The sequence below is a fragment of the Kitasatospora sp. NPDC048194 genome (assembly GCF_043202455.1).
GTDB lineage: Bacteria > Actinomycetota > Actinomycetes > Streptomycetales > Streptomycetaceae > Kitasatospora.
In genome coordinates this window covers 1-14,210 of record NZ_JBIDAK010000037.1, presented here as the reverse complement: position 1 = coordinate 14,210, position 14,210 = coordinate 1, and the positions used below count along the sequence as shown (strand labels likewise).

Below are 14,210 nucleotides of genomic sequence, written 5' to 3'. Positions count from 1 at the left end.
CGGGGCGGCGGGTGTCGCGGTCATGGGTCGAGCATGGCGTCGTTGATCGTGTAGCACCAGCAACGAAACCTGAAGGCCACACTTTAGGATCGCTGCATGATGGATCTCGGACGCCTCCGGGCGCTGCACGCGGTGGCGGTGCACGGTTCGGTCGGTCGGGCCGCGGCTGCCCTCGGGTTCACGCCCTCGGCGGTCTCGCAGCAGATCGCCAAGCTGGAGCGGGAGACCCGGACGGTGCTGCTGGAGCGTCGGGGCCGGGGCGTGGTGCTGACCGACGCGGCGCGCGAGCTGGCCACCACCGCCCAGGCCGTGCTGGGGCTGGTGGAGCAGGCCGAGGTGCGGCTGGAGGAGCAGCGCGGCCAGGCGGTCGGGCGGCTGCTGGTGGCGGCCTTCCCGTCCGGCGCACGCGGGCTGATGCCCGCCGTGCTGGCCGGGCTGCGGCGGCGCTGCCCGGAGCTGGACGTACGGCTGCTGGAGTGCGACCCGTACCCGGCGGCGGAACTGGTGGCCCGGGGCGAGGTGGACCTCGCGCTGGTGCAGGACTGGCCGAGCGTCCCGCTGCCGGTGCAGGAGGGCCTCGCCCGGCTGGACCTCGGCACCGACCCGGTGGACCTGCTGGTGCCGGACGGGGACGAACTGGCGGCGCTGGACGCGGTGCCGGTGGAGCGGCTCTGCGGGCAGCGCTGGATCAGCGTGCCGCCGGGCAACATCTGCCACGACTGGCTGGTGCGGACCCTGCGGGAGGCCGGCGAGGAGCCGGACGTGCGTTACCAGGTCGGCGAGTTCGAGACGCAGATCGCGCTGGTGGCGGCCGGCCTGGGGATGGGCCTGGTGCCCCGGCTCGGCCGGGGACCGCTGCCGGCCGGGGTGGTGGCCCGGCCGGTGGCCTCCCAGCCGAGTCGGCGGGTGTTCGCGCTCTGGCGGGCCCAGGCCTCCCGGCGGCCGGCGATCACCGAGGCGCTGGCCGCGATGCGGGAGTGCTGGAGCCGGCTCGCCGGGTAGGGGAGGCCGGTCGGCCGACCGGTCCGGCTGGGGGGGCAGGGGTGGAGCTGGGGCCGGCGTGGGGCTCGGGCCGGGGTGAAGCTGGGGCCGCGGTGGGGCTCGGGCCGGGGTGACTGCGGGGCTGCGGCCGGGTGGGGCCGGCTGTCAGTTGGCGAAGCCGATGATCAGCCACATGAAGCCGACCCCGGCCACGGTGCACAGCAGGGTGCTGCGCGAGGGGTGCGGGCTGTGCGCCTCCGGGAGGATGTCGGAGGTCGCCAGGTACAGCAGGAAGCCGGAGAAGAAGCCCAGGTAGAGGCCGAGCAGGTGCTCCGGGATGGTGAAGGCCAGCGTGATCGCGGCGCCGGAGACCGGGGCGAGCGCGTCGGCGGCGAGCAGGGTCAGCGCCCGGCGCCGGTTGTTCCCGTAGAGCCGCGTGATCGTGTACGTGTTGAAGCCGTCGGCGAAGTCGTGGGCGACCACGGCGATGGCCACCACCGTGCCGACCGTGGTGCCGGCCTGGAAGGCGGCGCCGATCGCGAAGCCGTCCATCACGCTGTGGCCGACCAGGGCCAGTGCGGCGGTCAGTCCGATGCCCTGCGCCCCGGCGTGGTGGGTGTGGCCGTGGTGGTGGCCGTGGGTGTGCTCCGCGTACTCGCCCTCGTGGCCGCAGTGGATGGCGACCGCGCGCTCGATCACGTGGATGGTGAGGAAGCCGACCGCGAACATCAGCAGCGCCTGCGGCACGCCGTGCACCTCGCCGGGCGCCTGGTGGAGGGCCTCCGGCAGCAGGTCGAAGGCGACCACGCCGAGCATCAGGCCGGCTGCGAAGCCGAGCACGAGATGGCGGCGGTCGCCGGTCCGCTGGGCGACGAAACCGCCGATCAACGTCATCAGGAACGCCCCGGCGGCGACCAGGACGGCGGTCATCGGGCTGCCTCCCGCGCCGGCCCGGCCGGATGGCCGGTACCGCCGTGTGGTCTGCCGAGCGCTGTGCCCATTCCTCTCCCCCTGGGATCCGCCCGTGGCCGGGCCGACCGCCGACCGTACCGGACGGCCGTTCGACGGTGATCGCCCGGGGGGTGCCTGGGCCGACGGGGTTCGGTCCTCAGCCTCGGCCCGGGGCCGGTGGGTCGCCCGCCGGGTGGGCCGTCGGAGTGAACGCCGTGGCAGGAGCGACCCCGCCCGACCGGCTCGGGGGCGGGTCGGGCAGGGCAGCAGGCCGGGGTCCAGGTCCGGGTCCAGGTCTGGATCTGGGTACGGGTCCGGGCCCGGGCCCGGGTCCGGGTCCGGGGCGGCGGTTCGTCAGAGGCCTGCGGCGAGGGGCAGCCCGAGGTGGGTACGGGCGAGTTCGCGAACGCCGTCACCGTCGATCAGGTGGATGTGCCGGTGGCTCTCCTCGGCGGTGAGGTCCAGGGCCTCGTCGGTGAAGCGGCCGGTGGTGAGCCGCAGGCCGCGTTCGGCGGACTCCTCGGCGACGGCCTCGGCGAGGGTCATGATCTGCTCCGCACCGACCGGCGTGGCACCCCTCGACGCCCAGACCACCCAGCGGCCGGGCAACGCGCTGCCCGGGGACCCCTCGCCGGTGGCGACCAGCCCGTCCGGGCCGCGCAGCCGGACGCTCCACTCGGCCAGCCCTCCCCTGGTGAGCAGGTCGCGCACCAGCTGGGCGAACTCGTTGGCGGACAGGTCGGGCGCGGCCGGGACGGCGGCCCCGGCCTGGGCGGCCGGCTGGACGACGGTCCGGGCGTACGGGTCCGGGGTGACGGCGGCGCCCAGCTGGCGCAGCCGGACCAGGGCCTCGTCCTGCTCGGCGTCGGCGTAGACGCCCTCGCCGTCGCGCTCCTCGTACGGGGCCTCCGGCGGCAGCAGCCGGGTGCGGGCCAGGGCGTCGCGGTCGGCGTCCACGCTGAGCAGGCAGAGCGGCTCGGCCGCACCGGGCTCGCGCAACCAGCCGTTCAGCACGACACCGGCGAGTATCTCGTCGGTGTCGACGGCGTCGGCGGCCTGCAGGGCGCGCAGCGCGAGCCGGGCGACCAGCCGTAGGTAGTCGGTGGCCCGGTCGGCGGGCGGACGCGGCACGGGCAGGATGTCGCCGTCGGGGGCGAGCCGGTAGCCGGTGAGGGAGGGCACCAGGTCGAGCGGGGGCAGGTCGAGGTCCAGCACGGCGGTGCGGGTGAGCGGGCGGAACACCGCCCGGCAGGGGGCGGCGAGGTCCTGGGTGGCCGTCTCGGCGGCGGCCAGGGCCCGCTCCAGGAGCGACTCCACCGCGGCGGGCTCGGCCAGCCGGTAGGCGCGCCGGCACTCCTCCAGGCTCTCGTTGTACTCGCGCACGGCGCGGGCGCGGGCCTCCTCGGCCTCCTCGTGGGCGCGCCGGGACTCGTCGGCCGCCGGACGGTCGGCCTCGGCCCGGCGGGTGCGCCACTCGCGCAGGGCCCGCTGGTGGGCCAGCCGGGCCTGAGCCAGTTCGCGCTGGTACCCGGAGTCGAGCAGGCGGCGGGACGGCCCGGCCTCCGGGTCGGCGGCGGGCGGTTCGGCGGGTGCGAAGTCCGCCCAGCGGGGTTCGGGCTCGTCGGTCGTGGCCGCGTCGTCGCCCGGGTAGGGGCGGGGTTCGTAGTGGCGCAGTTGGCTCTCGAAGTCCATGGCGGAGACGGGCAGCGCGGCCCGCCGCAGCAGGTCGGTCAGCCGGTCGTGCTCGGCCTGGACGGTGAGGGTGCGGTGGTGGGCCAGGGCGGCGGCCCGGGCATGGGCGGCGATGCCGTCCCCGGGGTCGCTGGCGCCGGGGTCCGTGCTGCCGGGGCCGGTGGTGCCGCCGGCGGACGGGCCGTCACCCGCCGCCCCGTGTCCGGGGCGGTCGGGTGCGGTCCGGCCGTCGACAGGGTCGTCCGAGTCCGGGTCCTGGTCGGCGCCGAGGTCGCGGAACACCGAGGCGAGGAAGCCCGGTTGGGGGAACGGGACGGTGTCGGTGCCGTCGGACCGGCCGTCTGCTGAGTACTGCATCGGTCGTCGTTCCCCCATGCTCGTCCGGCGCCTGCCCGGGCGGCCGGCCGGCCCGCGACCCCCGCCCCCTGCCGGACATTGTCCACCGAACGGACGCGGCGGTCAGCCGAGCCGGTCAGTTGGTCCGGGTGTTGGTCAGGTGCAGGCCGATGTAGCCGACGTAGATCCGGCCACTTCCGGAGCAGTCGTCCAGGTAGTGCAGCCGGGGCGCGGTGCGGCCGCCGCCGATCCGCAGGTGCGCGCCCATGAACGCGCGCCGGGTGGCGTCCACGCATTCCGGGACCGGCAGCATCCGTTCCCGCTTCCACTTGGTGTGGCTGAAGACCGTCCGGGACTCCCCGCGCACCGCCTTGCGGGGCGGGAAGCGGTGACAGCCGTCCGGGGTGTGCTCGCACCACTGCTTGAAGTCCCCGCCCGCCGCCCCGCGCACGGCCGCCTCGGCGTACTCCTGCAGGGCCGTCAGGCCGTCCCAGGCGAGTCGGGCCCAGCCGGCGCCTGCGCACTGGAACCCGTCCAGCGCCAGCGCCGCCTTCTGGTCTCCGGTGAAGGTCAGCAGCGGGAACTCGCCGAGCCGCGCCATCAGTTCGGTGAAGGTCTCGGGCTTGCCGAGCCGGCCGGAGGGCTGAGCGGCCCGCCGGCCGACGAGAGAGGGACCGCCGAGCGAGGGACCGCCGTGGGACGGGCCGGAGAGCGACGGACCGGAGAGCGACGGACCGGAGAGCGACGGACCGGAGAGCGACGGACCGGAGAGCGACGGGCCGGAGAGCGACGAGCCGATGCCCGGGCTGCTGCAGTGACGGCCGGTCAGGCCTCGCCCGACGGTCCGGAGGCGCCCCTGCTGGCCCTCGTGGCCCTCCCTGCCCTGGGCGCGGTCGCGGCGCTCCAGTCGCAGGGTGCGGCGGACCCGCTCCAGTTCGTCGGCCCTGGCCTGCTGTTCGGCGCGGTCCTGCTGCTCCTCGCGGGCGAGCGCGGCCAGCTCGGCGGCCCCCTCGACGGCCGGAGCGAGGGCCTGGTCAACGCCCGCTGCGGTCGGCCGGTCGGCGGACCGGCGGAGCTGGGGCGGCGGGACGCGCAGGACCGGAACGGCCGCGAGCGGGGGTGGAAGCGGCTGGTCGGCGGCGAGGCGGCGCGGCTCGCGGGCGAGCAGGCCGGCGGCGCGGCGCAGATCCTGCTCTATTCGGCCCCGGGCGAGTACCGGATGTCGGGCGCCGTCCTGCCGGGAGGCCGGGTCGACCTCGGGCAGGTAGGTGCGCACCGCACCGCCGTACACGGTGTGGTACTCCAGCGCGACGTTGAAGCCGGTGCGGGCACCCGGATCCAGCACGTAGGCGGTGGCGAGGCCGGGCAGCTGCCGGCAGAGCGGGCGGACCACGTCCTCGACCCAGCGCTCGAGCGGGAGGTTCACCGGGACGCTGGCGACCACGGTGGGCAGTCGGCGTTCCGGGTCGCAGAGTTCGTCGATCAGGGCGTCGACCCCGTCGGCCGTGATCACCCGGGGTGCCGGGTGCACGGCGGCCGGGCCGTCGGTGGCGTCGAGCAACGGGAGGAGGGTCCGGGCGAGTTCGGGCACCGGCACCCGGCACGGGGTCCGCACACCGCTGCCGGTGCTGTGGGCCTCGGCCTCCAGCCGGAACCAGGTGCGGCCGTCGGCGCCCGTGGCCACGGTGACGGTGAGCTGCCCGGTGCCGTGGGGGGCCGGGGTGCGCAGCCGGCGGCGGTCGTAGCGGCCGGCACCGGAGGGGCCGCGCAGCGGGCCGTGGTCCCGGTCCAGCAGGACGCGGTCGCCCAGGCGGAGCCGTTCGGCGGCGAGGGGGGTTCCCGGTTCGGCCGGCCAGGCGGCCCGACGGGCCGGTGGGGGCTCCTCGCAGCCCTCCTGCTTGAGCCAGGAGGCGAGTTGCTCATCGGCCAGGGCGACGGCCTCGGCGTGCGGGAGGGCGGTGGTGACGGTCATCCGGTAGGGCGTCGCGGGGCCCCGGGGGCCGGGTAGGTCGGCACCGGCGGGCGACGGCGAGCGGTCTGAGGTCATGCGCATACCTCCGTGGTGCGGGGTGGGGTCTGGTGTCCTCCATCGATGGTTTTCGTCCGGTTCGGCCGGATCCTTGCCCAGGAAACGCCACGGCCCGGAGCGGAAGTTCCAACTCCGGGCCACGACACTACGTTCGGGTGAATCTGCTCAAGCGGCCTTCCGCGTGGCGCGACCGCTCGGCTACGGGAAGCGACCCTGGCCGGAGGTTCCGGACGGCTGTCCGGGCAGTTGCCCGGCGGTTCCCCGGGTAGTCGTCCGACCGTTCCCCGCGCTGGTCCCCAGGCGGCTCTCCGGGCTGGTCTCCGGGCTGATCCCCCGGCAGCTCAGACCGGCACTTCGACGTAGCTGCGACCGACCGGGACCGCCACCGAGGCGCCGCCGGTGGCCTCGGCCAGCCAGGTGTGGAACGCGGCGACCTCCGGTTCCGGCACGCCCACCTCGATCCGCACCCCGTCGGCCTGGTAGGAGAGGTCGTTCACCGCGTACCCGGCGGCCCGCAGGTCGTTCTCCACCCGACCCGCACGCACGTGGTCCGCCGTGACCGCCAGCAGCGCGACCGGCCGCCGCTCCAGCAGGCCGATGCCGTCGACCGCCTCCGACACCGCGCTCCCGTACGCCCGCACCAGACCGCCGGCGCCGAGCTTGATCCCGCCGAAGTAGCGGGTCACCACGGCGACGGTGTCGGTCAGGCCACGGCGGCGCAGCACCTCCAGCATCGGGACCCCGGCCGTGCCGCCGGGCTCGCCGTCGTCGCTGGAGCGTTCGCGGCGCTGCTCGTCGCCGACCACGAAGGCCGTGCAGTTGTGCCGGGCGTCCCAGTACTGCTTGCGGATTCCGGCGATGAAGGCCTGCGCCTCCTCCTCGTCGGCAACCCGGGCGAGGTGGCAGATGAACCGGGACTTCTTGATCTCGATCTCGTGGCTGCCGGCCCGCCGGATGGTGAGGTACGGCCTGCTGGTCGGTTCCGGCGTGGCGGACATGGCGCGGTACTTCTCCCGGAAACGACGACGGCTGGCGGCGCGCACCCCGGTGTCCCGGAGCCGCACCGCCAGCCTAGGCGCAATGCCGGTGACTTTAGGTTGTGTCGCGCGGGGTGATGGTTGGTGTTGCTGGTTGTGGTGGTGGCCAGTTGTGGTGCTGGGCCCGCTTGAGGGGCCAGTTGGACATCTTGCGTTTGATGACTCGCGGGCAGGTCCGTTGACGGCGCGGAGGCAGCAGGCGTTCGGCGATCTCAGCCAGGGTGCGGGTCAGTGCTGCGGCGAGTCGTCCGGGGGGATAGCGCCGCCTGGGCGGGGACCTGGCGGCGCACGACCCGCAGGCTGCGGGTGAACGAGAGCCGATCGGGGTCCAGACCCTCGTGGAGGGCGGCCTGGTGCATCAGCCGCCGGATGGCGTGGTGGACGAGCAGGAGGCCGTAGACCTCCTGCTCGACGCCCCATGGGTACTTCGAGCGCAGGACGAGCTTGGGACCGCGCTGATGGGTCTTGATCTCGTCCAGGGTGGTCTCGATCTCCCAGCGCTGGGCGTAGAGCGCGGCCAGCTCGGCGGCCGGCGCCTCCTTCGGATCGAGGAGGGTGGTGACCAGCCGGTAGAGCGTGGCGTCGCCGGTGCGGGCGAGGGTGTACTCGATGACCCGCACGGTCACCGGGTTGCGGCGGCTGCGGCGGTCGGGCTCCGCGTGGACGGTGCTCAGGTACGAGCCGTCGTCGAGGACTCGCACGACGGGCAGGTTCGCGCTCTTGCGGACCCGCCACAGCAGGTCGGCTCCGGTGGCCCGGGCCTGCTGCCACAGCTCGAAACCGTAGAAGCCCCGGTCGGCCAGCAGCAGCATCCCGGCTTCCAGGTGGGTGAACAGCCGCCGGGAGAGCGTTTGCTCGCTGACCGACAGCGGGCCCACCTCGGAGCCGAAGACGCAGTGGGTGCCGCACTCGGCCAGCCCCACGACCCTGGCCTGCGGGAACGCGCCCGTCCCGCGCCCCGTGCCCGGGCGGCCGAAGAACGCGTCGTTGGCCTCGGTATCGGCCAGGTCCAGCGTGGTGCCGTCCATCGCCACCACGCGCCAGCGCCGGTACCAGGCACCCGCCGTCTCCGGCGCGGCCACCGGTCGGCACACCCGCGCGAACAGCAACCGCAACGGCTCCGGGCCCAGCCGCCGCCGGGCCCGGCCGATCGCGGCGGTCGTCGGCACCCGCCACGACCGCCGCCCGTCCCCCAGTCCCTCGCCCAGCAGCCGCGCGACCTCCTCGTAGCCCTGCCCGAAGAACAGGCACATCGCCAGCACGAAGTACACGACCACCCGAGCCGGCAGCAGCCGACTCCTCTTCTCGCCGCGCCCGGTCTCCGCGATCACCTCATCGACCAGACCCGGCGGAAACGCCTGGGTCAGCACCCCGATCGCGATCCGGTCCGACAACCGCTCACCCGCAGGCGACTTGACCTGCCCCACCCTTGCCACACCACAACCAACGAGCCCCAGACACCAAAGTCACCGGCATTGAGCCTAGGCCCTGTCCGGACGGCCGGAACGCCGGCGGCGGACCGTCAACGGCAGGACCGTCAGTGACCGGACCGTCAACGGCCGGAGCGTCAGCGGCCGGCGAGGGCGTCCAGCTGGGCGCGGTCGAGCCCGGTCAGCGCCGTGACCTCGGCCGGGTCGACGGCACCGCAGTCCAGCCCGCGCAGCAGGTAGCCGCTGAGCGCCCGGGCGGTGGCCGGCTCGTCCATCACGTCACCGCCCGCCTTGGCGACGTACGCGGCCAACCGGGCGGCGGCGGCCGCCAAGCCCTCGCGGTAGAAGGAGTACACCGCGACGTACCGGGTCGGCAGGTGCGCCGGGTGCATGTCCCAGCCCTGGTAGTAGGCGCGGGCCAGCGAGCGGCGGACCAGGTCGTGGTGGAGCTTCCACGCGGCGTGCACCTGCTCGGTGGAGCCGGTGGGGATCACGTTGGTCGAGCCGTCGGAGAGCCGGACGCCGGTCCCGGCCGCGGCGACCTGCATGACGGCCTTCGCGTGGTCGGCGACCGGGTGGTCCATGCTCTGGTAGGCCGCGCTCACCCCGCAGGAGGCGCTGTAGTCGAAGGTGCCGTAGTGCAGGCCGGTGGCGCGGCCCTCGGCCGCCTCGATCATCAGGGCGACGGTGGCGCGTCCGTCCGGTCCCAGGATGGCCTGGGTGGTCTCGATCTGGATCTCGAACCCGATCCGCCCGGCCGGCAGCCCGGCGCGGCGCTCGAAGTCCTCCAGCAGCCGGACCAGGGCGGTGACCTGCTCGGCGTAGGTCACCTTGGGCAGGGTCAGCACCAGGCCGTCCGGCAGACCGCCGTTCGCCACCAGGGTGGCGAGGAAGAGCTCCAGGGTGCGGATGCCACGGGCGCGGACGGGCGCCTCCATGCACTTGATCCGGATGCCGATGGACGGCGGGGCGCTGCCGTCGGCGACCGCGGCGGCGACCAGCTCGGCGGCGCGGAGCGCGGCCGCGTCCTCCTCGGCGTCCGGGCGCGGGCCGTAGCCGTCCTCGAAGTCGATCCGCAGGTCCTCGATCGGCTCGCGCAGCAGCTTGGCGCGGACCCGGGCGTGCACGTCGGCGAGCAGGTCGCCGTCGGCGACGCCGAGGGCTCGGGCCAGCTCGGCGGGGGTGGCGGCGTGGGTGTCGAAGGCCTCGAGCGCCTGGCGGCCCCAGTCCCGCACGGTCTCGGCGCCGAAGGCGTCGGCCGGGACGTAGACGGTGTGCACCGGCTGCCGGCTCCCGGAGTCGCCCGGGTAGCGGCGCGCCAGGTCGGCGTCCACCGGGGCGAGCAGCGCCTCCACGGCGGCGCGGGCGGTGGCGGAGAAGGACGCCCCGCCCGTCGGCCCGGTTCCGTCGACCTCGACCTGCGACATCCGCACTCCTCCGTGCCGAACCAGCTCTTCAACAGTTTGTTGAGGCGAAGGTAGCTGCGGCGGGGTCGGGCGTCAATGGCCGACCGAGCGGTGGACGCGGGGTGGGTCAGTCCCTCCCGGCGGCGGCGTAGCGGTCGCGCAGCTGCGGGTAGAGCTCGGCGACCTCCTTGGGGTGGACCGAGCCGTCCGGCCCCTTGCCGGTGAGGCCGTACTCGGCCGTCAGCCAGGCGGCGAGGCGCTGGGGGTCGGGCTGGTGGCCGTGGTTGTCGATGTAGGAGACCAGGGCGTCGTAGGCGATGTCCTGGTCGAGCGGAACGAGCCCGTGGCGGTCCTCGGGCAGCTCGGCCAGGCCGGGCTCCTCGGCCGCGACGGGCTGCCCGGGCTGCCCGGCCTGCATCGGCCGCTCGGCCTGGCCGTGCTGGGCGGCCGGAGCCGGCTGCGGTCCCGCCGGGTCGGGCTGCGCGGCGACCGGGCCCTGGGCCTGCGCCCGGGGCGCCGGAGCCGGGGCGGCCGAGGAGGCCGGGGCGGGTGCCTCGGTCGAACGCGGCGGCTTGAACCACGGCGAGGCCTGGCCGGGCACCCGTCCACCGGTGGCCGGGTCGACCGAGTGCCCGGTGGTGCGGATCGGACGTGCCGTCCAGACGTTCAGCTCCTCGCCCCGGGGCTGCGGAGCCGGCTCCGTCGCCTCCGCGGGCTCCTGGGCGACGCGCAGCCGGACGGCGTGCAGCTTCGCCAGCATCGGCGCGGCGACCTCGGGCGACAGCGGCGCGGCGGCTGCGGCCGCGGCTGCCGGCCCTGCGGCGCCAGCCGGGGCTGCGCCCACCGGTGCTGCGCCGGCCGGGGCCTCGACGGAGGACTGCGCCTGGGCCTGGGACGGGACGTGAGCCGGCTCCGGGCGAGGCTGCTGCGGGTGCGGAACCGACTGCTGGGCCGCGCCCGCCGCGCCGGCGGCGGCCACCGGGGCGATGGCCGCGGCGTTGCGGCTCTGCTGGAGCTGCAGTTCGAGCCCCTTGGCCTCGTTCTCCGCCGTGAGTTCCTTGGCCTCGCGCTCGCGGGCCTCCTCATCCAGCCGGTCGAGCAGCGACGGGTCCAGCGGGACGCCGAACTTGGCGAGCTTGAGCGGCAGCAACGCCTGGATGGGCGCCGACCGGCGCCAGCCGCGGCCGTAGCGGAAGCGCAGCTGCGCGCGGTAGACCAGGCGGTTCTGTTCGAGCCGGATGACCTCGTCGTAGGAGCGGAGCTCCCAGAGCTTCATCCGCCGCCAGAGCCGGAAGGTCGGCACCGGCGAGAGCAGCCAGCGCATCACCCGGACCGACTCCATGTGACGGTCCGCGGTGATCGCCGCGATCCGGCCGACCGCGTGCCGGGAGGCCTCGACCACGACCACGAACAGCACCGGGATGACGGCGTGCATCCCCATGCCGAGCGGGTCGCCCCAGGAGGCCGCCGCGTTGAAGGCGATGGTGGCGACGGTCAGCAGCCACGCCGTCTGACGCAGCATCGGGAAGGGGATCCGCAGCCAGGTCAGCACCAGATCGAGGGCGAGGAGCACGACGATGCCCGCGTCGACGCCGATCGGGAAGGCGTAGGAGAAGGCACCGAAACCTTTCTCCACAGCCAGCTCGCGCACCGCGTTGTACGAGCCCGCGAAGCCGATGCCCGAGATGATGCAGGCACCGGCAGCGACCAGGCCGAGCAAGCCGCGATGGGCCTTGGTGAGCGTTGGGCGTGCCATTACGTCTATCAACCCCTGGATCTCGGCTGCTGCCGTACGCGCCTCGGCTGCCGGTTCCCGCCAGTCAGGCCGCCGGACGGCTGAGCACCCTCCGGGCTCGGCCCATCGGAGTTTACTCGTACGCGTGTTTCACCGTTTCCGCAGCCTGGAGGGCAACGCCCCGGCAGGCGGGAACAGCGCCCCCGGGGCCGTTCGGCCCGTCAGCGGTTCTGCACCGCCGTGCCGTTGAGGTAGGCCAGCACGGCCATCACCCGCCGGTTGGCGTCCTCGTCCGGAGCGAGCCCCAGCTTGCTGAAGATGTTGGCGATGTGCTTGGCCACGGCGCCGTCGCTGACCGAGAGGCGGGCGGCGATCGCCGAGTTCGAACAGCCCTCGGCCATCAGCTCCAGCACCTCGCGCTCGCGCGGGGACAGCCCGAGCAACGGGCCGGGGCGACGGGACGTGGTCTGCATCAGCTTGGCGATCACGTCCGGGTCCATCGCCGTCCCGCCCGCGGCCACCCGGCGGACCGCGTCGATGAACTGCCCGGCGTTGAACACCCGGTCCTTCAGCAGGTAGCCGACGCCGCCCGTGCCGTCGGCCAGCAACTCCCGCGCGTACAGCTGCTGGACATGCTGGGACAGCACCAGCACCGGCAGCCCCCGGATCTCCCGGCGCGCCTTGAGCGCGGCCTGCAGCCCCTCGTCGGTGAGCGTGGGCGGCAGCCGGACGTCGACCACGGCGACGTCCGGGCGGTGGGTCAGCAGCGCCTCCAGCAGTTCGGGGCCGGTCTCCACGGCGGCCGCGATGGTGAACCCATGCGCTTCCAGGAGGCGGATCAGGCCTTCGCGAAGGAGGTAGAGGTCCTCGGCGAGGACAACTCGCACGGCAGCTCCAAGGTGATGGTGGTGGGACCGCCCGACGTGCTGTCGATGGCGAGGACACCGTCGAAGGTACCCAATCGGCGCTCGATCCCGCGGAGGCCCGTACCGCGCGACGGATCGGCCACGCCGACGCCGTCGTCGGTCACCGTGACCCGCAGCAGGCCGGCCCGGTACAGGATGTCCACCCACACCTGCTCCGCCCCCGAGTGCTTGGCCGCATTGGCCAGCAACTCGCTGATGCTGAAGTACGCGGCGGCCTCCACCGGGGCCGGCAGCCGGTCCGGCAGGCTCACGCACACCTCCGTCGGCAGCGCGCTGTCCAGTGCCAACGCCCGGACGGCATCCCCCAGTCCGCGCTCCGCCAACACCGGCGGGTGGATGCCGCGAACCAGGTCGCGCAGTTCCTGCAGCGCCCGCGCCGAGGACTGCCGAGCCTCGGCGAGCAGTTCCCTCGCGGCCGCCTGGTCGGTCTCCATGAGGTGCTCGATGGTGCCCAGCGTCATCCCGATCGCGACCAGCCTCGCCTGCGCACCGTCGTGCAGATCGCGCTCTATCCGCCGCAGCTCGGCCGCCTGGCTGCCCACCGCGTCCGCCCTGGTCTCGGTCAACTCCGCCACCCGCCGGGTCAGCTGGGCGTGCGTCGCCCGGCCGTCCTGGTCCAGCACCCGGCGCGCCACCTCCGCGTAGCCGCGCACCGCGAGCGGGGCCAGGAGCACCCCCGCGAGGACCGTCCCGATCCCCACCGCGAACCTCAGGAGGACCGGCCTCACGTACGGACTCAGCGGGCCGACGCCGACCGCGAGGTCCGGCCCCGACACCGTGCAGGCCGCCCCCAGCACCAGCAGGACGGCCACCGGACCGGCCAGGGCGGCGACCAGGAAGGGGTTCACCACCAGCCAGGCCAGCTCGGCGCGGGTGGTGCGGTCCCGCAGGCCCCAGTGGACCAGTTGCACGTACTTCGCGACCAGCCGGGAGCGGTGGTACGAGTACCCCGTCCACCAGTGCCCGCGGTCGTCCAACTCCAGCTCCGGCCGCGGTCCGTACGCCACCGGCAGGCGGATGCCGTACCAGCGGTCCAGGAACCCGCGCGTGCGGTTCGCGGTCCTGCGGACGAGGGTGGCCGCCACCAAGGAGCCGGCCACCACGGCAGCGGCGAGGGCGATCATGGATCCTGGGGCGTAGTACCAGAGGAACCGTTGCGTCACCACTCCGGCGAAGACGGCCGCCACGACCGGCAGGATGAACCCCACGGCCGCGGCCAGCGCCACCTGGGCCAGCCGGACCAGCCCCTGACCACCGGCTTCGAAGGCCGCCCGGGTCTGCGCACGCACGGACGTGCCGCTGGTACTAGTCACTGTGGTCACGCGAGCTCCTGATTCCGGTACCGATCGTCCTCCCTCAGTGTTCACGAACGACCGGCGTCGGGCAGTGGCCGTGGCACCCCGATTCCGAGGTGGACCTAGGTCCACCTGTCGATGGCCGAAGCAATACCCGGCCGGCGATCGGAACGGATCGAAAACGTTGAGAAATCAGGAAAGGCCGGGAAGGCCGAGAAGGCGAGAGACGGCAAGAGACGGCAAGAGACGGCAGAGAGAGCGTGAAAACGCGAAGAACCCCCATCCGGGGATCCGGATGGGGGTTCTTCAGAAGAATTGTTCGGCGGCGTCCTACTCTCCCACAGGGTCCCCCCTGCAGTACCATCGGCGCTGTGAGGCTTAGCTTCCGGGTT

General features: G+C 74.3%; 10 protein-coding genes and 1 rRNA gene. 1 reads left to right on the top strand and 10 read right to left on the bottom strand.

Features of this window, described 5'->3' with window-relative positions; translation table 11 throughout:
* Positions 1-96: 96 nt before the first annotated feature.
* Entirely contained in the window at positions 97-1,002 is a 906-nt protein-coding gene (locus ACGF07_RS30665; protein WP_392904030.1) for a LysR family transcriptional regulator, read from the top strand.
* Between the two features lie 144 nt (positions 1,003-1,146).
* Here ACGF07_RS30665 and ACGF07_RS30660 read toward each other — a convergent pair whose 3' ends face one another.
* The 10 genes from ACGF07_RS30660 to rrf form a co-directional block, all read right to left on the bottom strand.
* The gene (locus ACGF07_RS30660) at positions 1,147-1,911 is read right to left on the bottom strand and encodes a ZIP family metal transporter (protein WP_392904027.1); all 765 of its coding nucleotides are present in this window, start codon (positions 1,909-1,911) and stop codon (positions 1,147-1,149) included.
* Positions 1,912-2,286: 375 nt separating this feature from the next.
* Positions 2,287-3,981, bottom strand: coding sequence for a restriction endonuclease (locus ACGF07_RS30655; protein ID WP_392904025.1), 1,695 nt, complete (start codon positions 3,979-3,981; stop codon positions 2,287-2,289).
* 115 nt (positions 3,982-4,096) lie between these two features.
* Entirely contained in the window at positions 4,097-6,007 is a 1,911-nt protein-coding gene (locus ACGF07_RS30650; protein ID WP_392904022.1) for a hypothetical protein, read from the bottom strand.
* Positions 6,008-6,330: 323 nt separating this feature from the next.
* Entirely contained in the window at positions 6,331-6,987 is a 657-nt protein-coding gene (locus ACGF07_RS30645) for a YigZ family protein (RefSeq protein WP_350744954.1), read from the bottom strand.
* Between the two features lie 251 nt (positions 6,988-7,238).
* Positions 7,239-8,462 carry an IS4 family transposase gene (locus ACGF07_RS30640; RefSeq protein ID WP_392904020.1) on the bottom strand — a complete coding sequence of 408 codons (1,224 nt, stop codon included), beginning with the start codon at positions 8,460-8,462 and terminating at the stop codon, positions 7,239-7,241.
* Between the two features lie 131 nt (positions 8,463-8,593).
* Positions 8,594-9,883: a DUF6986 family protein gene (locus ACGF07_RS30635; RefSeq protein ID WP_392904018.1), complete on the bottom strand. Its 1,290-nt coding sequence runs from the start codon at positions 9,881-9,883 to the stop codon at positions 8,594-8,596.
* 106 nt (positions 9,884-9,989) lie between these two features.
* Entirely contained in the window at positions 9,990-11,618 is a 1,629-nt protein-coding gene (locus tag ACGF07_RS30630) for a DUF2637 domain-containing protein (RefSeq protein WP_392904016.1), read from the bottom strand.
* A 200-nt stretch (positions 11,619-11,818) separates the two neighbouring features.
* Complete coding sequence (locus ACGF07_RS30625; protein WP_350744960.1) at positions 11,819-12,484, bottom strand: response regulator transcription factor; 666 nt, start codon at positions 12,482-12,484, stop codon at positions 11,819-11,821.
* Positions 12,436-13,845: a sensor histidine kinase gene (locus tag ACGF07_RS30620; protein WP_392904013.1), complete on the bottom strand. Its 1,410-nt coding sequence runs from the start codon at positions 13,843-13,845 to the stop codon at positions 12,436-12,438. Before ACGF07_RS30620 ends, ACGF07_RS30625 begins: the two co-directional genes overlap by 49 nt.
* Positions 13,846-14,135: 290 nt before the next feature.
* A 5S ribosomal RNA gene (rrf, locus tag ACGF07_RS30615) occupies positions 14,136-14,210 on the bottom strand; the annotation flags it as partial.

Coding starts and splice junctions, on each gene's coding strand:
- ACGF07_RS30665 (WP_392904030.1), top strand. CDS start 97: ATGATGGATCTCGGACGCCTCCGGGCGCTGCACGCGGTGGCGGTGCAC.
- ACGF07_RS30660 (WP_392904027.1), bottom strand. CDS start 1,911: ATGACCGCCGTCCTGGTCGCCGCCGGGGCGTTCCTGATGACGTTGATC.
- ACGF07_RS30650 (WP_392904022.1), bottom strand. CDS start 6,007: ATGACCTCAGACCGCTCGCCGTCGCCCGCCGGTGCCGACCTACCCGGC.
- ACGF07_RS30645 (WP_350744954.1), bottom strand. CDS start 6,987: ATGTCCGCCACGCCGGAACCGACCAGCAGGCCGTACCTCACCATCCGG.
- ACGF07_RS30655 (WP_392904025.1), bottom strand. CDS start 3,981: ATGCAGTACTCAGCAGACGGCCGGTCCGACGGCACCGACACCGTCCCG.
- ACGF07_RS30635 (WP_392904018.1), bottom strand. CDS start 9,883: ATGTCGCAGGTCGAGGTCGACGGAACCGGGCCGACGGGCGGGGCGTCC.
- ACGF07_RS30630 (WP_392904016.1), bottom strand. CDS start 11,618: ATGGCACGCCCAACGCTCACCAAGGCCCATCGCGGCTTGCTCGGCCTG.